15 protein-coding genes are annotated in these 25024 nt (G+C 40.8%); 14 read left to right on the top strand and 1 reads right to left on the bottom strand.

Annotated features, from left to right (window positions below):
- Positions 1–218 precede the first annotated feature (218 nt).
- The 9 genes from EHS13_RS33515 to EHS13_RS33480 all read left to right on the top strand — a co-directional run bounded on the left by EHS13_RS33515 (position 219) and on the right by EHS13_RS33480 (position 14819).
- Positions 219–5348 (top strand): S-layer homology domain-containing protein, encoded by a 5130-nt coding sequence (locus EHS13_RS33515; RefSeq protein ID WP_155704570.1) that lies wholly within the window; start codon positions 219–221, stop codon positions 5346–5348.
- A 96-nt stretch (positions 5349–5444) separates the two neighbouring features.
- On the top strand, positions 5445–6542 hold the full coding sequence (locus tag EHS13_RS33510; RefSeq protein WP_155704569.1) for a peptidylprolyl isomerase: 1098 nt from the start codon (positions 5445–5447) through the stop codon (positions 6540–6542).
- Between the two features lie 220 nt (positions 6543–6762).
- A complete protein-coding gene (locus EHS13_RS33505) occupies positions 6763–8550 on the top strand; it encodes a sensor histidine kinase (protein WP_155704568.1) in 1788 nt (595 codons plus the stop codon).
- Positions 8543–10162: a response regulator transcription factor gene (locus EHS13_RS33500; protein WP_155704567.1), complete on the top strand. Its 1620-nt coding sequence runs from the start codon at positions 8543–8545 to the stop codon at positions 10160–10162. Before EHS13_RS33505 ends, EHS13_RS33500 begins: the two co-directional genes overlap by 8 nt.
- A 203-nt stretch (positions 10163–10365) precedes the next feature.
- On the top strand, positions 10366–11271 hold the full coding sequence (locus tag EHS13_RS33495) for an ABC transporter permease (RefSeq protein WP_319633403.1): 906 nt from the start codon (positions 10366–10368) through the stop codon (positions 11269–11271).
- Positions 11272–11288: 17 nt separating this feature from the next.
- A complete protein-coding gene (locus EHS13_RS33490) occupies positions 11289–12251 on the top strand; it encodes a carbohydrate ABC transporter permease (RefSeq protein ID WP_227013675.1) in 963 nt (320 codons plus the stop codon).
- Positions 12252–12302: 51 nt separating this feature from the next.
- Positions 12303–13883 (top strand): ABC transporter substrate-binding protein, encoded by a 1581-nt coding sequence (locus tag EHS13_RS33485; protein WP_155704565.1) that lies wholly within the window; start codon positions 12303–12305, stop codon positions 13881–13883.
- A 26-nt stretch (positions 13884–13909) separates the two neighbouring features.
- Entirely contained in the window at positions 13910–14410 is a 501-nt protein-coding gene (locus EHS13_RS37060) for a phytanoyl-CoA dioxygenase family protein (RefSeq protein ID WP_227013673.1), read from the top strand.
- The gene (locus tag EHS13_RS33480) at positions 14325–14819 is read left to right on the top strand and encodes a phytanoyl-CoA dioxygenase family protein (RefSeq protein ID WP_227013671.1); all 495 of its coding nucleotides are present in this window, start codon (positions 14325–14327) and stop codon (positions 14817–14819) included. The genes EHS13_RS37060 and EHS13_RS33480 overlap by 86 nt, the downstream gene beginning before the upstream one ends.
- A 75-nt stretch (positions 14820–14894) precedes the next feature.
- Here EHS13_RS33480 and EHS13_RS33475 read toward each other — a convergent pair whose 3' ends face one another.
- Positions 14895–15989: a GntR family transcriptional regulator gene (locus tag EHS13_RS33475; protein WP_155704563.1), complete on the bottom strand. Its 1095-nt coding sequence runs from the start codon at positions 15987–15989 to the stop codon at positions 14895–14897.
- Between the two features lie 120 nt (positions 15990–16109).
- On the opposite strand from EHS13_RS33475, the gene EHS13_RS33470 reads away from it, so the two are divergent.
- The 5 genes from EHS13_RS33470 (at position 16110) to EHS13_RS33450 (ending at position 25020) form a co-directional block, all read left to right on the top strand.
- Positions 16110–18425, top strand: a complete 2316-nt coding sequence (locus EHS13_RS33470) for an AraC family transcriptional regulator (protein WP_155704562.1) — start codon at positions 16110–16112, stop codon at positions 18423–18425.
- Between the two features lie 261 nt (positions 18426–18686).
- A complete protein-coding gene (locus EHS13_RS33465; protein ID WP_227013670.1) occupies positions 18687–19643 on the top strand; it encodes an ABC transporter permease in 957 nt (318 codons plus the stop codon).
- Between the two features lie 15 nt (positions 19644–19658).
- On the top strand, positions 19659–20534 hold the full coding sequence (locus EHS13_RS33460) for a carbohydrate ABC transporter permease (protein ID WP_155704561.1): 876 nt from the start codon (positions 19659–19661) through the stop codon (positions 20532–20534).
- Positions 20535–20587: 53 nt separating this feature from the next.
- Positions 20588–22189, top strand: a complete 1602-nt coding sequence (locus EHS13_RS33455) for an ABC transporter substrate-binding protein (protein ID WP_155704560.1) — start codon at positions 20588–20590, stop codon at positions 22187–22189.
- A gap of 110 nt (positions 22190–22299) precedes the next feature.
- The gene (locus EHS13_RS33450; RefSeq protein ID WP_155704559.1) at positions 22300–25020 is read left to right on the top strand and encodes a glycoside hydrolase family 38 N-terminal domain-containing protein; all 2721 of its coding nucleotides are present in this window, start codon (positions 22300–22302) and stop codon (positions 25018–25020) included.
- Positions 25021–25024: the final 4 nt, after the last annotated feature.

Here is a 25024-nt window from a genome sequence, read left to right as displayed (position 1 = left end):
CTGAAATGAACCTTCTTCGGTCTAACCGAGGAGGGTTTTTTTCGGTGACGAAAAACCCCAATGGCTAACGCTCGCAATTGAAGATATGTGTCATATTAACGTCAACAAGGTCATTTTAATTCGTTGTTTAGGCACTGTGATCAAATATATGATAGTAAGGCTAGTTACATGGTTATGCCTGCTGCACGGAAAATAAAATTAAAAGGAGAGAACGTGAAATGATTAGGATTAAAAAGGTAATTGCTTTATTCTGCATACTTACTATGGTTGCATCTTTAATAAGTATGAATCCAATGGCAGCCAGCGCATCAGCTTTAAATTCTTACTATGTGGATTCAGTAAATGGAAGTGATAGTAATAGCGGAATGAGTCAAGGCGAAGCTTGGAAAAGTTTGGATAAGGTAAACGGTACAAACTTTGTTCCTGGAGATAATATTTTGTTCAAAGCAGGAGGCAGCTGGAATGGCCAGCTAACTATTGATGACTCCGGTTATGGTGCAAACCGCATTACATTTGACAAATATGGTGAAGGTCCGAAACCGATTATTGCGGGTGGAGGCGTTCCAAAAGTCATTTATTTAAATAATGCGGAATATATCACAATCAAAAATCTTGAAATAACGAATGATGCACCTGAAAATGATCATCGTTATGGGATTTTTGTGTCTAATGATACAGGCAGGACATTAAGAAGCTTGCACTTTGAGCATTTAGATATTCATAATGTTAAAGGTAATTATGCAGGCAGCTTACGTTTTTGGTCAGCTGCAATCGGATTCAATGCTTATAAAAGCAATTCATCTTATGATGACTTTCTTATAGCGGATAACCGTATCTATGATAATGAGAGCCACGGTATTCTAAGTGATGGAGATGAAGCTGTAAAAGAGGGTACTCTTTTTACAAATGTAGTTATAAGGAATAATTATTTTGAGAGAAATGGAAATGGAGACATTGTTGTTGGTATTTGCGACTCTCCTTTAATTGAATATAATACTTCCTATGACCAGGCTGGTGGTTTCGAAGGGTCTGGATATACCGTTTCCATGTGGGAATGGTTAAGCAAGAATGCCGTATTCCAGAATAACGAAGTTGCCTACACTAATCATGATCCGTTGCAAGCCAATGACGATGGGGATTCGCAAGCTTTTGACGCCGACATTGCAACAATTGATAGAGTTACCTTTCAGTACAATTACAGCCATGACAATGCAGGAGGTTTTTTACTGGTTATGGGCAATTCTCAAGAAAAATTTAAAGGTTCTACTGTGAGATACAATGTTAGCTTCAACGACCATAAAATTAACGTCAACGAAAATACAACCATGGCAATAAATCACGCGGGTTCAATGGGATCTTACGTTTATAACAATGTATTTTACAACAACATTGAAAATGAAGGAATCCATTTGAAGTCTCTTGCTAGTGATACAGGTAAAGTTTATTACCAGAACAATATTTTTTATACGAATTCAACTTCGACTTATCCTTCTGATTCTAATAACATATTTGACTTTAATGGCTACTTTGGAACTGGGAATATGGCACCAGTAGAAGATATACATGCCATAATATCAGATCCGAAATTTGCTGGACCTATACCAACAGTTCCTACAGATGGTATGGAGGGGGCTGACGTTTTCAAGTTGAGTTCAGATTCTCCCTATATTAACGCGGGAACAGTAATTGCAGATAACGGCGGCAGAGATTTCTGGGGCAATATCCTATATAACGGTGCTCCTGATATTGGAGTACATGAGTTTGGAAGTTCAAAAGCAGAAACAGTTACTTCAACTCCAAAACCATTAATTATTCTCGATTCGATAGATCCGGGCATTCATGCCGGAAGATGGTCTGTGAAAGCTATTTCTACAGATACAGCTTCAGATAATGAAATTACACAGACCATTTCGAGTATTCAACAGAATACGGATTACGAGATAAAGGTTTGGGTAAAAGGTACAGGGGGATATACATTATCAGCTGGAGATGGGAATACCGCAATAAATCAGGTATCCTTTGAAGCTTCAAGTGAATGGACTGAAATCCAGCTACTTGTTAATAGCGGAGATTCCACTACCCTGGTTTATGCTTTAAAGGAGACAGGAGGAGCAGCTGGAACAGCATACTTCGATGATGCTTTTCTAGGAGTCGCAAACGGTGCCAATTTGTTGGAAAACAGCAGTTTTGAATACGGAGCTATGCCGTGGACATTAGGTAATGTATTTTCTCTTTATCATACCTTTGTAGCTGCAAGTCCTACTCCAACGCCAACACCTATAGCGGTGCTTCCGACAACGATGGAACAAGTAAATGATGATTTCGACAGCACTGATTTGAATCCAAGGTGGAATTGGATCAGAGAGGATTCATTAAATTGGAGTCTATCTTCAAGTCCGGGAAATATGAAAATAGCCAGCAGCGGCGGGGATGTCGATTCTACTAAAAACGTATTGCTCCAATGGGCGCCTAAAGGTGACTTTACGATTGAGACAAAAGTATCTGCAATCCCCACAGCAGATTGGGAGCAGACAGGTTTATTGGTCTATATGGATGGTTCTAACCACATTAAGCTTAATAGGGTACATGACGGCATACTGAAATTCCAGTTTGGGTATAAGCAAGATGGAGTGTGGAACAACAATACTTACTCCAATATAGATGATACGAATATTATTAATTCGGACTACTTCTTGAAGCTGGAGAAAAGAGGCGCTACCTATAAAGGGTACTATTCACAAGATGGCATTACTTATATCGAAATAGGCAGCTATACCGTTTATTTTCCTGGCGATAAACAAATAGGTCTGTATAACTGCAATGGAACAAATGTAATAGCTGATTTTGATTATTTCCATATGACAAGCTTGGATACCGATGCAGTTGAACCTGTTGAACCAGCAACAACACCGACACCAGCGCCGACAGTGGTTAACGAAGTATACAGCGGCGATTATGCTATAAAAGTTGATAATAATTCAACCAACAGTGCATGGAAGTCTATGGGATATGCTGATATAGCAGTTACTCCAAATACTGAGGTGGAGTTTAAGGCATGGATTAAAGGAAGTGGAAGCGTATTTTTTGTATTAGATAATGGGGATTGGTCTACATTAGGCGAGAAGAGCGTAACAGCAACTAGTGAATGGACTGAAGTAAGCAGCGGAATGTTCAATACGGGTCCAAATACAGTTATGCATGTAATGATCAAAACTACAGATGTTTTTAATACCATGTTTATAGATGATGTTTTCCTAGGAACATCTGGCGGGGAAAATGGGATCTCAAACTTTGACTTCGAAAGCGGCTCTGGCGCATCGTGGCTGGATGCTCCTTTCACCCGAGTGCAGAAAACGCCAGAAGCAACACCGACTCCAGCTATATTTGTACACAGTGGGACCCAAGCGATAAAAGTTGACAATCATTCAACCGACAGTGCATGGAAGTCTATGGGATATAGCGATATAGCAGTTACACCAAATAATGAAGTGGAGTTTAAGGCATGGATAAAAGGAAGTGGAAACGTACAATTTGTTTTAGACAATGGAGATTGGTCTACATTAGGTGAGACGAGCGTAACAGCAACTGGTGATTGGACTGAAGTAAGCAGCGGCGTGTTTAATACCGGACTTAATACAGTCATGCATGTTATGGTCAAAACTACAGATGTTTTAAGTACACTGTTTATAGATGATGTTTACTTAGGAACATCTGGCGGGGAAAATGGCATCTCAAACTCCGATTTTGAAAACGGGTCGGGTCCTTGGTGGAACGTAAATGGTCCTTTCTCGCTCGTTGAAGTAATCGATGGGAATAGTAAACCTGAGTTTTTTAAGATGAGAGATAAAACTATACGTGAAGGTAACCCTTTAATATTTACCATTCATGCAACAGATAAGAATGGAAATCCATTGACTTACAGTGCGGAAAATCTGCCTGCAAGTGCTGAGTTCAACGCTTTATCCCGTATATTCAGCTGGACGCCTACAGACTCACAAGAGGGTATATACAATGTTACGTTTAATGTAAACGATGGCACAAGCACTGTTTCTGAAGCTGTCCAAATCAGTGTAATCAATGGAACACCAACACCAACACAAGCGCCAACACCAGCACCAACAACAGCGCCAACAACAGCGCCAACACAAGCGCCAACATCAACGCCAACAACAGTGCCAACAACAACGCCGATCCCGCAACCTGATCTCGTGAAGATTAAAGCAATTCCTGACGGTAACGGAAAAGCGGTTGTCGATGTGAAGACAAATGAACTTAATGCAGCTATTCTTGGAGCGCAAGGCACATCTGTAGATATTAATATTCAAGGAGCAGAGTCAGCCAAAGAGGTAATCGTTAATCTTACTGGTGATTCTATCAAAACTGCACTCGACAATAACATCAAGCAGTTTAATATTAGTACTGGACTTGCCGTGGTCTCAATTTCAACAGATCTATTGAAAAAGGAAGACGGAACTTTCGGAGATGTTCAGCTTTCCGTTTCGAATGTCGATTCTTCGACCCTATCGGATGAAGTAAAAGAGGCTATTGGAAGCAATCCGATATACGACTTCAACCTCAGTGTTGACGGGAAGAAAATCAGCCAGTTCGGGGATCAAGCCGTGACAATTAAGTTGAACTACACTTTGAAACCTGGAGAAAACCCAGATCAAATAATTATTTATTACATTAATGATAAGGGCAAGCTGGAAATTGTGAAGAACGGCAAATTCGATGCTGCAACGGCTCAAGTCATATTCAGCACTGTGCACTTCAGCAAATATGCAGCAGCATATAACGGAGTAAGCTTTAATGATATTGCGAATGTATTGTGGGCACAAGACAGCATAGATGCATTGGCAGCAAGAGGCATTATCCAAGGAGTTGGGGGAGACAGCTTTAAACCCAATAATCAGCTTACAAGAGCAGAGTTTATTACGATGCTGATAAATGCTTTTGATTTAATCGATAGTAACGCCAAATCTTCACTGAGTGATGTAAAGAATGATACATGGTATTACAGTGCAATCGCATCGGCACAGCAACTCGGTATCGTTAAAGGTAAATCAGACAGCACTTTTGGCATCAATGACAAGATTTCAAGACAGGACATGGCAGTCATGATTTACAACACAGGGTTATTGGTAAAAGCTAACTTAAACGGAAACGGAGAGGTAGCTTCATTTAATGATCAATCTGAAATCGCGGCTTACGCCGTAAATGCAGTAACAGCTATTCAACAAGCTGGTATCATTAACGGTGTAGGGAATGGGAAATTCGCACCTCGAGGTGTGGCAACAAGAGCACAAGCAGCTGTTGTCATTTGGAAAATGCTTGCTAAAGCTAAGTAACGTCTAATTCATTCAAGAGATGGCTCTTTTACTCAAAGGGTCATCTCACGAGTGAAGAAACATTATTTTCGAGCTTAATGAAAGGAAGAATTGTGTATGGGTATTAATGTTAAAAACAAGCGTTTTATTATAAAATTCAAGTATTTGATGTTACTATTCGCAGCAATTGCAATTGCCTGTACAGCTTTAATATTAGTAGGTATAAATGATGGAAATGGGGAGTCTAGTGTTGTAGCAACTGTAGACGATGAACCTATAACTGTGAAAGAATTAATGCCAAAACTAATTGAGCATCGGTCCGAAATATTTGAATATTTTAAGAAGGAACATAATGCTGTACCTGGTAAAGGATTCTGGACAAGCAGCTTTGATGGTGATATACCTGCAGAAATGCTAAAAAAGCTTGCCTTGGATGAGTGTATAAATATAAAAGTTCAACAAATCCAGGGAAAAGAAAAGGCACTGGTTAAGGATATCAGCTATTCCCAATTTCTTGAAGAGCTTAAGAAAGAAAATGCAAGACGCAAAACGGCTATTGAAAATAAGAAAGTCATATACGGTCCTCAACAGTATACGGAAGCTGTTTATTTCTCCATTTTGTACTCAGATATGGTTCATAAGCTAAAGGAGAAGGTAGATGAACAGTTCAAAGTGTCGGAGGAAGAGATTAAGCAATATTATGATAAAGCTATAAAGGAAAATACCTACAAAAAAGTAGGAAAAGTAAAGGTAGAGAAAATTTCTTTCTTATTTACAGCTAAAGATGATAAGAGTAAGAAAGCTGCAAAGGAAATGGCTGAGGAAGTACAGAAAAAATTCGCTAACGGAGATAATTTTAAGGATTTATCCGATATTTATGGAAAGAATTCATTAATTAAAATTGAATTCGGTGAACAGATTTTTGATTCAACGACTAATCGTGAAGATTATACGCCTGCAACGCATGAATTTACTGAAAAAGCTACAGGCTTAGCTGTAGATCAGGTGAGTGAGGTTTTCGAGTATAACAAAGCTTATTATGTGGTTAAATCTATCGAAAAGACAGATGAAGGATTCAATAAACTGGAGGAAGTTAATGAATCTATAACCCAATTATTAAAAGAAAAAAGGTATACCTCATTTGTTGACAACTTGGTAAAGAATGCAACTGTAGTTATAGATAAGGAAGTATATAGAAAGCTTGAAATGTTTTAGGTGGAAATGCAGCTGTCTCAGATCTTCCTCTGTGATGGCTGCTTTTTTTGAAGGTATTTAAATAGACTACAAAAACGTTAATATAGTCATGTTTCTATATTGTTGGAAATTGCTTTTAAATTATATAATAGAAAGTGCATTCTGCGACGAGTATGCGAAAAGTAACACTATCATATAAATTGCTTTTCAAATAGAATGAAGTTAAAAAAGAGGTAGCGAGATGAATCATAAAAAATCATTACGACTCAAATTCATACTTGGGTTTATTATCGTTACTGCACCTTTGATCTTTTTTCTGTTCTATAATAACTTTTACGCAATGAATGTCGTTCGAACTGAAGTATCACAATCGTATTACACTTTCCTCGAAACACAGGTAAAGTCACTCGATCAAACCCTGGAGGACACAAGTAATTATATTTTGCGTATAGGAACCAGTGATCTTTCTTACACCAATTTAATACCGCTTACATTATACCCTATGGATAGCGGAGATTATTTTATGGCCAAGCAATGGTTATTGAGGAAATTCAGTGATGATCTCAGTACTTATAAAGGGATTGAAACATTTTTTGTTTATTCGAAGAAAAATAAGGATTTGTTTAATGTTCAGAATACCTATGAAGACAATCAAAGATTCGCAAGTGTCTTATTTCCTTTTTTTCAAGCTGCTAAGCAAATTGATTTTCAAAACTGGCAGATCGTCATGCAGAATAATAAATACTATATGATCCGAGTGATTCAAATCAGCCCAAAGGAAGTCAATCGAGAGCTTTATGTAGGCGCACTGATTGATATTGAAAGCTTGTTGCATCCACTTCAGTTGTCTGATCTAGGACATAGCGGCAAAGAACTGCTGCTTATGTCCGATAAAGGGATACCACTTATACAAACCTCTCTATCAACGGGCAATGTAAACGTAATTATGGAAAAACTAAATCACAAAGATTCGAAATACATATCATTCTCAAAATCATCGCAAAGGACAAAAAATTTGCTTATAGGCTTTCCTTTTCAACACGCTGCAATGAGTCTCGCTGTCATCATTCCTGAAAAAATTGTGCTGCAGAAGCTGCTTTATTTTCAACGGTTACTCTATTTGATTCCGCTAGGTTTGATCATTATTCTTGCCTTTTATCTATTCTTTGTTAAACAAGTGCTTTTAAAGCCCATGCATATCCTAATTAAAGGGATGCGCAGCATTACCCGTGGGGATTTGGATGTAAGGCTAGATGATAATTCGACGAAGGAGTTTTCGTTCTTAATCGAGACATTTAATATAATGGCATCACAGGTTTCCAATTTGAAAATCAACGTTTACGAAGAAATGCTTAAGGTTCAGAAAGCTGAATTTAATCACCTGCAGGCGCAAATTAACCCACACTTTTACTTGAATTCATTAAACATTATTTTTAGCTTATCCGTCCTAGAGAAAAATCTGCTGGTTCAGAAAATGACAGAGCATTTGGCAGATTATTTCCGCTTCATTACACGTACCCATCGGGATACGATATTGCTTTCTGAAGAAATTGGACATATCGAAAATTATTTAGAGATTCAAAAGCTGCGTTTTCCGAATAAATTGATGTTTGCTATTTCAATCCCTGAGATGTACCTGCAAAATAACGTTTTTCCCTTGTTGATTCAACCATTTGTGGAAAATGCGATTATTCATGGAATGGATAAAGGGAAGGCGGTATTTCATATTGAAATCAAAGCTCAGCCATCAGAGGAGGCACCTGACAGCTACGAAGTGCTTATTATCGATAACGGCAAAGGGTTTACCGCTGAGAAGCTAGAGCAGCTTCAAGCCGGTCAGTATGCAGAAGGACATGGTTCGGACGATAAACATCTGGGGATTTGGAATGTTCACCATCGCTTGCGGATGAAGTATGGTAGGCAAGTAAAAATATTGTTCGAGAATGGCATTGAGAAGGGGGCAATCATTCGTTTGCGAATTCCCAACCAGATGACGGGTGAAAATCAGGGAGGCCGTTTAAATGTATAATTTACTAATCGTTGATGATGAAGTGTATGCGGTAGAGGCGCTTATGAAAGGAATAGATTGGTCTAAGCTAGGATATAGCGGGATTTATAGCGCATACGATGCAGATGATGCCATGGAAATCATGAGAACTGTCAAAATCGATACCTTGCTTTGCGATATTGAAATGCCTGGGAGTAATGGACTCGAGTTGGTCGATTGGGTGAATGAACAGTATCCGACGATCGTCTCTGTCTTTTTAACGGGGCATGCTGATTTCTCCTATGCACAGCAGGCAATCCGGTTAGGAAGCTTTGAATATGTACTTAAACCAGTGAATTATGATCATTTGCAGAAAATAATGCTTAAGGTTTTAGATAAGTTAGAGGAATTGAAGAAAGCGGAGCAATTTGACGAAACCTATCAAACCCATGTCAAGCTTTGGGAGAAGCAAAAACCGCTGCTGACGGAGCGATTTTGGCAAGATATTTTGGCACAGCGTCATCTCCCGACTGCCGAGAACTTGAAACAAATGCTTCCTTCTTATAATCTATCGTTTGATCCGAATACAACGATTTTGCCTATCCTGCTTAGTGTGGAGCTGTGGAATAAGGAGTTTAATCTGCGTGATGAAGAAATTATGGAGTATGCGTTGCGCAATGCGGCGGCAGAATTATTCCTGCATTCATTGTCAGGGGATATTATCCAAGATCGCAATGGCATTCATTTTATTCTGATTTATTTAACCGAGGGAAAAGGTCTGGAAATGAAAGATTTACAAACTACTTGTCAGGAGTATATTGAAATATGTGCTCGACTTTTTTACTGCAGTTTATCTTGTTACGTAGGAAGTCCTGTGTTTATCAGGGAGCTTAGTCAGTCCTACCGTGAATTACTTGATCTGGAAGCCAGCAACATAGCAAATATGAAGGTTGTGCAATTTCAGCAAGAGCAGGAATTAAATTGCCCGGATCGCACAAAAGCACCCGTTTTTATCGATTGGGAGGATTGGGCGGTTCTCTTTGAACTAGGGAAAAAAGCTGAGCTTATGAACAGGATAGAAGCAGTCCTGACAGGGCTTCAAGATCAAGCGGATATATCAGAAACGATTGATGTGTTATATCATTCGGTTCTGCATATGGTTTATGAAGTGTCGTATAAAAGAGGATGGTCCGTGAAGGAATTTATTGGTTCGAAAAAGTGGTTAGGTGAGGCTTCCGCCACACGTTCAATTGCTCAATTTAGAATGTGGGCTGCACATGTTATTTCAGCAGGGGCTGATTACATTCATAGCCATGAAGGGAATAGTTCATCGTTAATCGAAAAAATCAAGCAATACGTGCAATCCCACTTGAAGGATGCAACCAGAGAAGGTATAGCATCCTACGTTTACTTGAATTCTGCGTACTTATCCCGACTTTATAAAAAGGAAACAGGACAAACTTTAATGGATTATATCATCTATGAAAAAATGACCCAAGCTAAGATCATGCTGACGGAATCGAATATTAAAATCAGTGATATTTGCGAGGCTATGGGTTATGATAATTTCTCTCATTTCGGAAAAATGTTCAAGAAACAAGTGGGGATTCCTCCACAAGAATATCGCAAACGCTATCAAAATATGGGGAAATAAAAATGAATTTTAAACCTTGAATGAATGCATTTATTCATCAAGGTTTTTTTTATACCTTAACAAATACATAGTCATAAAAACGTTAATTAAGTCATGCTACTTCGTAGGAATCTGACTTTTAACTCCTTATAATAAAAATTACAGAAAGGTTCTACTAGAGAGAGGTGATTAGAATAGAAAAGAAAATAAGGAAGAAATCGTTCTTGGGGAAGCTGTATAAAAATCGATATTTACTGCTCATGTTATTACCGGGGACAATCTATTTAATTATTAACAACTATATTCCAATGTTCGGTACGATTGTTGCCTTCAAAAGCATTAATTACGCTTTAGGCTATTGGAAAAGTCCGTGGGTTGGATTTGAAAATTTTAAATTTTTGTTCAATTCAAGTGATGCATGGGTGATTACTCGAAATACGATTCTATACAATCTTGTATTTATCGCATTAACCTTGGTCTTTGCTGTGACATTTGCTATTTTATTAAATGAATTAAGGAATCGATATCTTTCTAATATTTACCAAAGCATAATGTTTCTCCCCTATTTCTTATCGGCTGTAATCGTCGGCTACCTGGGTTACTCGATGCTGAGTGAGGAGTTTGGGTTCCTTAATAACATGATATTAGCTCCACTAGGTATTCATTCGATTGCCTGGTACAGCGAGCCTAAATATTGGCCCTATATCTTACCGATCGTATACATTTGGAAAAATATTGGTTATTCAATTGTTATTTATTTAGCAGCCATTACGGGAATTGATAAAGAATATTATGAGGCAGCCATAACGGATGGAGCTACAAAATGGCAATTAATTATTAATATTACACTTCCATCGATCAAGCCGATGATGATTATTCTAACTTTGTTGGGTATTGGGCACATTTTAAACGCCGATTTCGGCTTGTTCTATCAATTGCCTTTGGATGCTGGAGCATTATACTCAACAACGAACGTTATTGATACCTATGTATACCGCGCATTAATGCGTTTGGGGGATACGGGGATGTCGTCAGCGGCAGGATTGTATCAAGCAGTAGTTGGTTTTGTTCTTGTAGTCAGCGTCAATTTACTAGTTCGTAAAATAGATAGAGAAAACGCGCTTTTTTAGTGAAGGAGTAGAGGAGATTGGCTATATCAACCTCAATGCAAAAACCTTTTGATGATGCACCTGGCAGCAAAAGAAAATATAAAGATAGTTTATCCGTTTCGCCAAGGGCAAATTTATTTCTTAATTGTTTATTTATAATCTACAGCTGTATATGTCTTATGCCTGTATTGCTTGTCGTTGCAGTTTCATTTTCGGATGAAAAGTTAATTGCACTTCATGGTTATAAATTAATTCCAGAAAAGCTAAGCTTTGCTGCGTATCAGTATTTATGGTTTGATATCCACAACATTATGACGGCTTACGGGATTTCGATAATCGTAACGCTGGCAGGTACTTTAGTTGGTTTATTGATGACCGCGATGTTTGCTTATCCGTTATCTAGGCAGGACTTCGATTTTCGGGGATTTTTCTCTTTCTTTATCTTTTTCACCTTGATTTTCAATGGAGGTCTCGTTCCATGGTATTTGGTTTATGTAAATGTTCTTCATATCAAAGACACGATATTTGCTTTGATTATTCCAGGGTTATTGATGAATGCTTTTTTTGTAATCATTATGAGAACTTTTTTTCAAACGACCATTCATCCCTCGATCATTGAATCAGCTAGTATGGATGGAGCGAGTGAAGCCAGGATTTTTGTGCAGATTGTTCTGCCGCTATCGCTTCCGGTACTTGCAACGATTGGCCTGTTTTACTCACTCGGATACTGGAATGGTTGGTACAACAGCCTTATATTCATCAACAATGATAAAATAATCAATCTCCAGTACATGATGTATAAAGTCCTGATGAATTTACAGTTCTTGTTAACAAATGTTCAAGCCAACTCGGGTTCCAGCACAACTGAAATTTCTAAGATACCGAATGAAACCGTTCGAATGGCCATGTGTATCATTGGCACAGGACCAATGGTGTTCGCCTATCCCTTTTTTCAGAAGTATTTTGTGAAGGGATTGACTATAGGCGCTGTGAAAGGCTGAACCCAGCCATGCTGGTTAGCATATATAAAAAACATATTCAGGAGGGTTTGTATGAAGAACACAAGAAAATCATTACAATTCACCATGGCAATACTTCTTTCATTTTCCGTATTATTAGCAGGCTGCAGTTCAAAAAAGGAAGGGAATGCTAGTCCAGCACCGGCAGTCAGCGACACTAAGCAGGAAGCAGCAACACCAGCAGCAACAGCAGCAGCAACAGCTGAGCCCTCGAAGAAACCAGAATTGGCTCCGTATACGATTAAGATGGTCGTACCGGGTTCAGGGCCGCTAAAGGATCAAGAATTGGTGAATCAGGAAATCAGTAAATATCTAAAGGACAAGATCAATGCTTCTTTTGAATTAACCGTAATTGATTGGGGCAGCTGGCAGGATAAGGTAAACTTGAAGTTTGCATCAAGTGAGCCGTTTGACTTATTAGAGACCATGAATTGGGATAACTTCGGCACGAAAATTCAACAGGGCAATATTATTGATTTGACCGATCTTATTGAGAGAAATGCACCGGATCTCAAAAATGTGATCAATCCAGTGTTATTGGAAGGCTCTAAGGTTAACGGCAAAAATTATGGACTGCCGATCAATAAAGAGCTTGCAAGCCAAGCTGGTGTAATGCTCCGTAAAGATCTGCTAGATAAATATAAAATTGATATAACTACCATTAAGACGCTTGAGGACTTAGAGCCGATTTATCAAATGATTAAAGATAAAGAGCCTGGCGTTGTTCCATTGTATTTGAATAAAGATACTAGCGTTGATTGGGTTTTGGGTCCGATGAATTTTGAAGATTTAGGTGATTCCAGTCCTGGATCTGTCGTAAGGGGAGCCAAAGATTATAAAGTTGTTTCCGCGATTGAAAGCGAAATAGTCAAAAATGAATTTGATTTAGCGCGCAAGTGGTTTATGGCCGGTTTTGTGAACAAAGATGCAGCAACAGCGGCGGATATATCAGGTGCGTTAAAAGCAGGCAAGGCGTTCTCATATGTGCAGCAGCTTAAGCCTGGGAAGGATGCGGAGGATAGTTTAGCTAACGGTATGGAATGGGTACAGGTGGAATTAACAAAGCCGATCATTCGAACAGGGGATACGACTGGATCAATGACTTCCATTTCCAGAACCTCTAAAGATCCAGATCGTGCCATGATGTTCCTCAATCTGCTTTATACCGACAAATATTTAGTTAATTTAATTGCTTTTGGTATAGAAGGGAAGCATTTTGTAAAGAAAAGTGAAGGTATTATTGACTTTCCAGCTGGCTTGGATGCTAAAACATCAGGTTATGTGTTGAATGGGGCATGGATGTTTGGCAACCAGTTTAACAATTATCTATGGGCGAATGAAAATCCGCAAAAATGGGAAAATTTCAAGAAATTTAACGAAGCTGCTGAATCAGCTAGCGTACTTGGATTTATTTTTAATCCGGAGCCTGTGAAAAATGAGATAGCTGCATTTAATAATGCCAAAAAAGAGTTCGAGCCTGCTTTATTCACAGGTACTGTTGACCCGAAAGTATTTTTACCTAAATATATTAGTAAATTGAAGGATATCGGAGTAGATAAAATTATTGCTGAAAAACAAAAGCAATTGGATGAATGGGTCAAAACGAAGAAGTAAGTTATATCTCTGAGAGGAGAGATAATATGTTGAAAAAAGTATTGAATGATGAGCAAATAGAACAATTTATGGAGCTTGGCTGGGTGAAGGTGGAAGAAGTTTTCCCACGTGATATGGCGCTAGCTTGTCAACAATTTCTATGGGAAAAGCTTCGAGAGAGGGGAGTTTTTCAAGAGGATTTATCAACTTGGAATACACCGATGATTTATATTCAAGAAGCCTTCCGGAGTCCCGATTTTGATAGGTGCAATACGGCACGTATGGCTGATGCGATTGAGGACCTGATCGGAGAAGGCAGATGGAAGGATCGAGGTGTGTATGGGATTGATGAGATTCAATCGACATGGGGCTGGTGGCCTGTCAATTTTGCTCTTGGGGCTGATAAAGAATGGGATGTTCCAAAAGAAGGCTGGCATTGGGACGGGATTCATTTTCGCCATTATGTGGATAGCCCGGAGCAAGGACTGCTGTGTCTATGCGTTTTTTTCCGAAATTGCTGCTCGAGGCGGCGGCACGCTGGTTGTTGAAGGCTCGCATAAGCTGGTAGCTCGGTTTTTAGCTCAACATCCAGAGGGTATGGAATCGCAAGCAGCGATCGATAGCTTAAACATGCAGCATCCCTACTTGGCAGAATTGACGGGAATAACAAACTCAATGGATGCTTCTGTAGATAATAGAATCCAGAAGTTTATGGACTCTTGGCATACAGATGCTGATGGAATTCGAATGCGTGTTGTTGAAACTACTGCTTCTCCAGGTGATGTCATTCTATGTCATCCATTTCTATATCATGCTGCATCACAAAATCATAGTGGCATTCCACGCTTCATGTGCAATAAGACAACACCGTTAAAAGAACGGATGAATTTGAGTCAGAGTAGTGCAGCTGAAACCTCTACGTTAGAAAAGAGTATACGGAATTCGTTGGGCTACTAGTTACTGATCTGTATATCACTCTTCATAGAAGAACCCTCCGAATTTGGAGGGTTGTTTATGTTTGTTGCCGCTGCACTAAGATGATCTGCCAATATGAATGGTCACTGGGATCACTATTTGCTCTAGAGTACTGGGAACCAAAATGGTTTTGAGCAGCAGCTGGACGGCTTTTATGCCCATCAGCTCAATATCTTGTTCCATAAAGCTGAAATAGGAGCCTGATAAATCATCGATCTTGGGATCATCGAATGTGAGAATAGCAATATCCTCGGGAATTCGTTTGCCCATGGATAGGATGATTCGCGCTGCCATAACGGCTGCTTGCGGGCTTAGGGTAAAGATAGCTGTCAGCTCGGTTTGGTCGGCGAGCCATTCGCGTATGTATTCCTTCGTATTCTCTTCGTCTTTATAGCTTAGCTCATCAATGCGTGTCAACCAATGGTTGATCTCGATTTGCAGTTTGTTTTTGCGCACGGTGTCTAGATATCCGCGAAAACGGTCCTCTGCGCTTGCTGTAGTGGATTTGGTCAAGGAAACCACACCAATACTGGTGTGTCCTATGCCGATCAAATACTCTGTTCCGAGAATACCGCCTTGATAATTGTCGGAATAAACAGCGTTGGTTTTAATTCCTGGCAAATAGCGATCGACTAATACGAATGGAAACCCGCTGGTTTTCAGCTTTAGAATTTCATCACTGTATGCTTCCCCGTCAGCTGGGAAGATAATCAATCCATCCACCCCGGCCAGAATCAGCTGATGAATCGCTAGACGTTCCTCGGATTGCGTTAACACGGACCGTATCATCAGCATGCAGCCTTCATCCTTGCAGGTATCATCCACTCCCCGCAGCAGCTTCATACACAATAAGTCCTCTATAGGCGGCATAATGAATCCGATTTTTTTAGGGGTAAACGATTCGTTCAATTCGTTATGGGACGACTGGCGAATTTCTTCCGAGGTAACAAAAGTACCCTTCCCGGCAATCCGATAAAGCAGTCCTGCGTCAACCAGATACTTTAAGGCGGTTTTAGTCGTAGCGCGGCTGACATGGAATTGTTCCATTAGATCAGCTTCTATAGGGATTTGATCACCGGGGTTTAGTTCCCCGCTGTCGATTTGCTTCTTGATATACTCTTTAATTTGTTGATATAACGGGATAGATTTCATGGGTTCTCCTAGTTTAATACTATTTTATATATTTGACACGTATTATAACGTAACATATAATACATTGTAAATCCTTTTTTTTACAATACTGTGCTGAATCTAATTCATGGAGATGTGAGTATGAATAAAACGTTCACCAAATTTTTTATTTCATACATCGCGATTGTTTTTGTATCCGTTTCGCTTTTATCCAGCGTGCTTTATATTCAGTTCTCCAAAAGCAGTCTCGAGGATATTCAAATAAATCTTAAGGAAACTTTGGATCAAACTGCGGTACATATGAGTTACATTAGGGAGAATATTTCTTCGCTTGGTTTTCAAATGCTGCATGATTCTGAGATTATGAACATTATCTACAGCAGCAATGTGTTGACCATTGATAAGTATCTGATTTCTTTGAAAATCTCCAATATCCTCAATTCCAATCCAGTCATTCATTCTATGTATCTTTATAACAACAAATCGGGAAACGTCCAGTATAATCTCTCGATTTCCAATTCTTCGTTTCAAGACCCGGAAATATTAACGCTGCTAACTAAGAGCGGAGCCAATCAGAACCTGCAGTTCTTACCTCGCCGTGTAGCTTACACCAATTCAAATAGAGTTAAAGTAGAAGAAAATTTAATTTCCTTAATTTTCACGGATACAGTGGGACAGCTAAATAATACGAATGCGGAAATGCCGGACAGACGTCTGATCGACGGTGCATTGGTCATCAACCTTAAAGCCGAATATGTGCAGAAGAGCATCAATACGGCCGTGAAAGGCAAGGACTCTTATACAGCCATTATAGATGGCTTCGGAAATGTTATCTGTGACTCAAGCCTGCAAAACTTCGGGAAAAATGTGGCTAAAGAAGCTTATATGGATCAGATTGTGGCCTCGAAGAAAAATTGGGGGTATGAGGTAAAGACAATCGAAGGCCAGAAAACAGTTGTGACCTATGTGCGATCACCCACCCTGCCCTGGACATTCATTAATGTATCTTCTTATGATTCGTTATTCCAGAAATTTCATCAGCTGATGATGACTTTATTGATCATTTGTACGATTATATTCCTGATTGGGGTTGCTTTATCGCTGCTTGCTGCACGAAATGTTTATTTGCCATTCAGCAAGCTGATTAAGAACATTGACAGCCAGTTGTTTTCTCGCAAGCTTATGGACGATGATAAGAAACGACCAGATGATGCCAGATATTTATCGAACGCATTCACTCATATTTTGCAGCACTCCGACCATCTTGAGCTTTCGGTTAAAGATAATGCCTCCCTAATAAAAAGAGATCATCTGAAGCGAGTATTGGCAGGGAATATACCCTTGGAACATAGTTTGTGCAGCAAGCTTGAGGAGCCGGCTATCGGTGTGATTCTGCTAAGCATTGACGGGTACATTAAATTTACAGAAGCCTATGACAGACAGACTCAGAATTATATGAAGTCATCCTTGGACGCTATTGTGTTGTCACAGCTGCCTGCTTATTTTAATTTTGAGCCTGTTTATCTCGAGAAGGACAACTATTGTTTGATTGTTGGTACTGGGAATGAAGCGGATTATTACCGCAACGCCGTTAAGGCGGTCGAAGAAATCCAGAAAAGTGTCAAGCTTCATTTAGGAATCACTATTTCAGCGGGAATTGGACAGCTGGTTCATAATTTAGAGGATGCTTATTTATCCTACAATGACAGCCTTGAGTTGCTGCTTCACCGTTTTGTGCAGGGCTATAATTCCATTCTGTCCAAAGATACGATTAAGCCTAACAGCAAGAATGAGCTAGCGTCTATGGACAAGAGCAAGAAGCGACTTACGGATGCATTGAAGCTCTCCAATATGGAGCAGGTTGAGATAGAGCTCGACGTAATTATTGAGGAAATGTCCGGGTATCGGCACAATTACATCATGTTGAATTTCAATCAGCTGGTGCTGGACGTTTTGAAGTCGGTGGAAACACACATTGATTCAATCGCGGAGGAATTGGATTTCAATAGCGTATATCGCGAGCTGAACAATATGGATGCATTGGCCGATTTGCGAACCTGGTTTATGCAATTTTGCCTTAAAATTAATCGGTTGATCGAGAACAAGCGAGCTAACCGCAAGACGGACATGATCCAAGGAGTGTTGGATTATATCGCTAATCATTATGTCAGCAGTGAGATAGGAATTGAAATGCTAGCGGATAAAGCAGGTCTTTCACCTGGTTATTTTGGCAAGCTGTTTAGCGACAGTATTGGAAAAACCGTAACCGAATATATCATTGAATTGCGGATGCAGCACAGCAAGCAGCTGTTGGAAACTACTCTGATGCCAATTAATGATATAGCGGCAAGCGTAGGATTTAGCAATCCAGCCTATTTTACGACGATTTATAAGAAGCATTTCGGAATTACCCCGAACCAATACCGTGCCGAATTCCGCAAGAATAATCCATTATAAAGTAAAAAAGTGTATAAGAAGCAGAAAAGGCGGTTCCTATGGGATGAAGAGTAATTTCCTAAGCATAGATTAGCCTTTTTATTTTCCGTTTTTCGGGGAGAAATCCGTATTTATTGAAAGAATCCTTAATATTTGTAAGCTGAGAATTCGCAAAAAACAGAAGAATATCTAATATTTATGATTTACGGAAGAGCGGGGATTATCTAAGATTAAGGAGTCAAATGAATTCGCTTACATAAATAAAAGGAGGAGCCGACATTCATGCAAACACAGCTTGAAAAGCAGTCAAGAAATCGTCCGAAAAAGCGAAGTATGTGGAACGAGCTGGTAAGGAACAAAATGCTATATATGATGACATTGCCGGGAATTATTTTCTTCCTTGTTTTTAATTATGCACCGTTATATGGATTGTTAATTGCTTTCAAAAGCTTCAATATTCAGGATGGCATTCTGGGAAGCCCATGGAGTGGCTTTAAAAATTTTGAATTTTATTTTAAATCCATTTATGCGGCGCAAACAACTTTTAATACCCTTTACCTGAATTTTATGTTTATAGTTATCGGGCTTGTTGTTCAGGTAAGCATCGCGATAATGATTAATGAAATTGCTAATAAAGCTTGGAAAAAGTGGTTTCAATCGGCGCTTTTCTTCCCTTTTTTTCTCTCATGGATTGTGGTGAGCGCATTGGCCTATAACCTGCTGTCAGACAAGTTCGGCATGCTGAATTCGCTGTTAAGATCGATGGATATACCAACAGTAGCCTGGTACAACGAAGTGGATTACTGGCGGTTCATTCTGGTACTGGCCTATTTGTGGAAAACAACCGGATTCTATGTGATTATCTATCTCGCGGCAATCGTCGGAATTGACAGTGAGCTTTATGAGGCTGCACGGATCGACGGAGCAAACCGCTTCAAAACAATCTTTCATATTACCCTGCCTGGCTTGATTCCGACGATTGTTATTCTATTGCTCTTAAGTATCGGCAGGATTTTCTATGGGGATTTCCAGATGATTTATGCGCTTGTCGGAGATAACGGAATTCTCTATCCGGTAACGGACATTATTGATACCTATGTATTCAGGGCGCTGCGAGTGCAAGGCGAGTTCGGAATGGCCACAGCAGTAGGGCTGTACCAAGCCATTCTTGGCTTAATTCTAATCACAATCACCAACGGCATTGTTAAAAAATATGACAAAGATATCGCGTTGTATTAGAAAAGGGGGATTCAAATGCAGCTCAGTCCAGCTTATAAAGTATTCAGAGCTTTTAATTATGTTTTTCTGTTTATCATTTCGCTTGCGACATTTATTCCCTTTTATTTGGTCGTAGTTGTTTCCTTTACTTTGGAGAAAAGCATCTCGCTTAAAGGGTATCAGCTATTTCCCAGGCAGCTATCATTTGCAGCTTATGAAGCTTTGCTGAGCAAGGGGTCCAGATATATCGATGCCTACAAGGTGTCTGTTACGATTACTGTGATTGGTACATTCTTTGCAGTCTTGATTACTTGCTTGCTAGCCTACGCCATCTCAAGAAAGCATTTGCGCTATAGAAACCATATTGCTTTCTTTGTCTATTTCACATTGATTTTTAATGGTGGGCTTGTCCCTTGGTACATTATTGTTGGCAAGCTTGGGATAAAAGACAGCTTGCTGGGTTTAATTCTGCCACTGCTGGTAAATGCATTCAATGTGTTCTTGATCCGCAACTACTTCCGAGCTATACCAGATGCCATTCTCGAGTCGGCTACGATTGATGGCTCTGGCGAGCTGAGAACATTCTTCCGGATCGTCCTGCCTCTGGCTTTGCCGGGACTAGCAACGATTACCTTATTCTATATGCTGGCTTACTGGAATGAATGGTTTGTTGCTTTGATGCTCATTAACACCAAGGAATTATATCCGCTGCAGTTTTTGTTAAGGCAGATTTTATCGACAGTTCTTTATGCTGCTTCCGCAAAAAGCCAAATTACGAATATAGGCGAGCTGCCTGCTGAGGGGATTAAGATGGCAACGGTTGTTTTGACAGTGGGGCCGATCATTTTTGTATATCCGTTTATTCAGAAATATTTTATTAAAGGGCTCGTTGTGGGTGCGGTTAAAGGGTAGGCTATTCTCGGCATGGCCGATAGCGATAATGAAGAATAAGGGAGTGTTAAGCGATGAAGATGGCATCAAAATTCACTAGTTTACTGATTATCATCGGTTTATTGGCAAGCTTCGCGGCTGGTTGTACAAAGAAAGACAGCGCACAACCAAGCGCAACTACTGCACCTGAGACTACCAAGCAGGCGGAAACGGCAGCACCGGCAGATACAGCAGCACCAGCACCGGCAGATACACCGGCACCTGAACTGAAAAAGGTGGACCTGACCTTATTGGTTGCAGGTGACCAACCTCCTGATCAGGATGCTGTGCTTGCAGAGATCAACAAAAGAACGGAAAAAGAGCTGAATATCAATCTAAAGGTTATCTACTTTCCCTGGGCTGATTATCAGGAGAAGGTAAAGGTAATGGCTGCTGGTGGAGACAACTTTGATATTTATCTCGATTTCTTCGGTAATCTGCCTTCTGCCGCGGCTAGAAAACAGAGCATTCCGCTGAATGATTTAATCGAGAAGTATGGACAGGACATCAAGAAGGTTATTCCGCAATCGGAGTTTGACGGGTTATCTATTGATGGCAAGATTCAGGGGATTCCGGCACTTTATCCACGGGCATCTTTGGGGAATTCAATGGCAATCCGCAAGGATTTAAGGGAAAAATACAATATTCCTGAAGTGACATCATTGGCTATATTTGAACAATACCTAGATGCCATTAAGAAAAATGAGCCAAGTATGATTCCGTTTGGTGTAGGCTCAGGAAGATTCGGCGCACAAATCGGTAGAGAAATCGACGATGGCAAATATATATATGGATGGGGCTCAGACGCTTATCCAGCTTATGTGGTTGATGTAACGAGTTCCCCGTATAAGGTTATGAATTCTTTTGAATCCGATACGTATAAGAAAACAATGGAGTGGGGAAGGAAGGCTTACAAGAATGGCTGGTTTGAGAAGGATGTTCTAACGCAAAAAGATGATCAGGGGCTTTTCAAATCAGGAAAATCAGCAGCAGCGCCAGCTGACATGTTTAATATTAACGATTTGGTGCCGCAGCTGGCTAAGAATGTGCCAGGCGGAATCGTAGAGCAGGTTATTTTCAAGAAAGATATGCCTTTATTCAATACAGGCCCAACCAATAACTACTCCGCCATCTCTGGTACAAGCAAGAATCCAGAAAGAGCGATGATGTTCCTAAATTGGCTGCTTAAGGATCAGGCCAACTACGATCTTTACATGTATGGGATTGAAGGCAAGCATTATACGTTAAAGGGTGATCTCATTGAATTGCCGGCAGGTACGGATTTGGCCAACAGACCCTATAATCCAACGCCGTGGTTTATCTACAACACCAAATTCCACCGTGCACTTACAACAGATACGCCGCAGTTCTCGGCAGCGCTAGCCTTCTATAAGACTGCACAGGTTAAGGATAACCCGCTGTTTACCTTTTCGTTTAATGCAGATCCGGTGAAAACAGAATATGCCCAGATCCAAAAAGTCATTGAAGAACTGGCCATGCCGGTATTAGCCGGTGTGCTAGGCACGGATGCGGATTATCAGAAGCTGCTGGTGCAAGTGGATAAAGCAGGAATGAAAACGGTTTTGGCGGAAGCGCAAAAGCAGATAGATGAATATTTAGCCAAGAATAATAAGTAGAAGTTAATTCCATAGTCTTGAAGAATGGTTGAACCTGTTAGTTCAACCTCTCTTCAAGACTTTTGTGAGGGTTTCGCTGGATTTATTGTCATGAAGGAGTGGGCAGCTATATGCAGGAAGGGAATAAACCTATTAACACCTTTCACTTTATTTCGCATACGCATTGGGATAGAGAATGGTTTTTGCCTTATGAGAATTTTCGTTTCAGGCTTGTGCAGCTGATAGATAACCTGATGGAGCTGTTGGATAACGACCCTGAGTTTAAATACTTTCATTTGGATGGGCAAACGATCGTATTGGAGGATTATTATGCAATCAGGTCTTGGGAGAGAGGCAGACTGGAAGCTTTCATACGAGAAGGGCGGATTCTGGTCGGACCTTGGTATCAGCAGAATGACTTGTTCCTGACCAGTGCGGAATCTACAGTCCGCAACCTGATGGAAGGCATTCGGCTATCCAGAGAGCTTGGCGGGGAAATGAAGATTGGCTATTTACCAGACCATTTCGGATTGCTGGGTCAAATGCCGCAAATTTTCCAGTTAGTTGGCATAGACAATTCCGTATTTGGGCGGGGCTATGATTATGAGCTGCACCAGAACCCGTTCTTGAAATGGCGGTCTCCCGACGGCAGCGAAGTAACCGGTATTCTAATGGTGAATTGGTACAATAATGCACAGCGAATCCCTATAGAGACGGAATCGCTAAAAGCAACCTTCCAGTTGATGCAGGAAAGGGAGTCTGCGGTGAATCCACTGCCGCATTATCTGATGATGAATGGTGTGGATCATCTAGAGGCGCAGGAAAATTTAACTGCCGCATTGGATAAGCTGCGTGTGCTTTATGGGGACGAGAGCATATTTATTCACGATACCTTGCCCAATTATGTGCAAACCGTCCAAGCGTATTTAGCGGAGCATCCATCTATTCCTGTGGCAGCCGTCCATGGTGAATTGCGGGAAAGGTTCGATTACGCTATTCTGGGCGGTACTTTATCAAGCCGTATCTATCTTAAACAGGCCAACTTACAATGCCACGATTTGATTGAGAAATGGGCGGAGCCGCTGTCTGTTTGGTGTGCTGGCCTTGGGCTTGAAGCTTATGATGGAGATTACTTTCGCTATCTATGGAAGCTTTATATGGAAAATCACCCGCATGACAGCATTTGCGGCTGCAGTCAGGATGCCGTTCACGAGCATATGATGGATCGTTTCGTTTCGGTCAAGGAAATTGCGCAAGAAATCATTACTCGAAAAATGAGGCTGCTGGCCAATCAAGTAAGTGAAGAGGGTTACAAGTCTGGTGAGCAGAAGCTGCTTATTGTGAATCACTCGCAATTGGACAGCCAATCTGTGATGCAGGCAACGCTTTACTTTTTGAGTGAGGATGAGGTGGAGCAATTCCGTATCGAAGATGATGCAGGCGTTTCGATTCCCTATCGTATTGTGGATGCCAGTCCAAGCCGCCTGCAAGTGACCAGTCCGATTAATTTGCCTGGTGTACTCCATGTACAGCGATATGATATTGAGCTTTACGGAGAGATCCCAGCCATGGGTTATACAACTTATCGTATTCAAGCGAATGAGATAGGTATTAATGTGTCAGATCAGCCTCAGCCTCAGCTTGCGGAAATTCAAGCTGCAGTGCTGTATCCCGTTATGGAAAATGATTCGATTCGGGTTGAGTTCAATGGAAACGGCTCTTTCCATATCATCCACAAGGATACAGGCACGGTTTATCACAATGTCGGACAATTTGAAGAAGCGGGTGACGCTGGTGATCTGTACGTATATACCTCTGTCGACAATGAGTGTAAACAGCGGTGGAACGGCGAGGTAGAGTTCACCGGACATATTGTCAATGCTTTGTACGAGGAATGCTGTTACAGGTTTTCATGGATGCTGCCGAAAGCGCTGAATGGGTTAAACATGCAGCGCGATTCTGAGCTGGCTTCTTGCTCTTTCGAAGTTACAGTTCGCTTGGAGAAGCTGTCGTCACGATTAAATGTGCGGGTGCGGATCGACAATCAGGTTAAGGACCATCGTATCCGCTTCATCTGTGAGCTTCCCGATGTGGCATCGGAGGTATGGGCAGGCGGGCAGTTTGATGTCGTTCAGCGAAAATGGGATGAGGGCAAGCAGTTTGAACGAGATTGCAATGCCCAGCCTTATTGGAAATGGGTTGCACCGCGTCAAGTTATAGGTGGATTAACTGTATTCGGCGTCGGTATGCATGAATATGAAATGATCGATGAAGGAAGCACCCTTGCAGTAACTTTACTGCGCTGCGTAGAGTCGATTAATATGCGGGAAGCCATCCAGCTTGAGAATGATATTCAGCCTCAGGGACAGTGCATCGGTCAGCATACTTTCATGCTCGCACTACGGCCCTTTACTGCGGAAACGGCAACGCAGCTTTATAAAGAGGCGGAGTTATTCCATCAAGGAGTACTGATGAAGCTTAGTCCCGTCAAGGATCCACGTTGGGACCAGGGCAGAGCCTGGGTGCAGGATTCGAAGCTTGGCGGCAGCTTTACCAGACCTGATCCGAATGCGGCCAAGCCGAAGTTGCCTAGATCAGGAAGCTTTATGCAGATCAATGGCGATGTGCTAATCTCGGCGGTGAAATGGGCGGAGAACCGGCAAGGGCCGGTGATTCGGCTTTACAACGTTGAACAGACGGAGTCTTGGATCGGCCTTGGCTTGACAGCAGGATCATGCAACGGAGTGGTTCGCACGAATTTGTTAGAAGAAGAAACAGGCGATGCTATGAAGTTGGATGGACTAAAGCTGCTGATTGCTCCTAAAAAAATTGAAACGTTCAAAATTTATTAAAGGA

It is taken from the genome of Paenibacillus psychroresistens (genome assembly GCF_009728935.1).
Classification (GTDB): domain Bacteria; phylum Bacillota; class Bacilli; order Paenibacillales; family NBRC-103111; genus Paenibacillus_AC; species Paenibacillus_AC psychroresistens.
Note: the sequence above shows the minus strand (reverse complement) of the source record. Positions and strands in the feature narration are given on the sequence as shown.

Coding starts and splice junctions, on each gene's coding strand:
- EHS13_RS33515 (WP_155704570.1), top strand. CDS start 219: ATGATTAGGATTAAAAAGGTAATTGCTTTATTCTGCATACTTACTATG.
- EHS13_RS33510 (WP_155704569.1), top strand. CDS start 5,445: ATGGGTATTAATGTTAAAAACAAGCGTTTTATTATAAAATTCAAGTAT.
- EHS13_RS33505 (WP_155704568.1), top strand. CDS start 6,763: ATGAATCATAAAAAATCATTACGACTCAAATTCATACTTGGGTTTATT.
- EHS13_RS33500 (WP_155704567.1), top strand. CDS start 8,543: ATGTATAATTTACTAATCGTTGATGATGAAGTGTATGCGGTAGAGGCG.
- EHS13_RS33485 (WP_155704565.1), top strand. CDS start 12,303: ATGAAGAACACAAGAAAATCATTACAATTCACCATGGCAATACTTCTT.
- EHS13_RS37060 (WP_227013673.1), top strand. CDS start 13,910: ATGTTGAAAAAAGTATTGAATGATGAGCAAATAGAACAATTTATGGAG.
- EHS13_RS33480 (WP_227013671.1), top strand. CDS start 14,325: ATGTGGATAGCCCGGAGCAAGGACTGCTGTGTCTATGCGTTTTTTTCC.
- EHS13_RS33475 (WP_155704563.1), bottom strand. CDS start 15,989: ATGAAATCTATCCCGTTATATCAACAAATTAAAGAGTATATCAAGAAG.
- EHS13_RS33470 (WP_155704562.1), top strand. CDS start 16,110: ATGAATAAAACGTTCACCAAATTTTTTATTTCATACATCGCGATTGTT.
- EHS13_RS33465 (WP_227013670.1), top strand. CDS start 18,687: ATGCAAACACAGCTTGAAAAGCAGTCAAGAAATCGTCCGAAAAAGCGA.
- EHS13_RS33460 (WP_155704561.1), top strand. CDS start 19,659: ATGCAGCTCAGTCCAGCTTATAAAGTATTCAGAGCTTTTAATTATGTT.
- EHS13_RS33455 (WP_155704560.1), top strand. CDS start 20,588: ATGAAGATGGCATCAAAATTCACTAGTTTACTGATTATCATCGGTTTA.
- EHS13_RS33450 (WP_155704559.1), top strand. CDS start 22,300: ATGCAGGAAGGGAATAAACCTATTAACACCTTTCACTTTATTTCGCAT.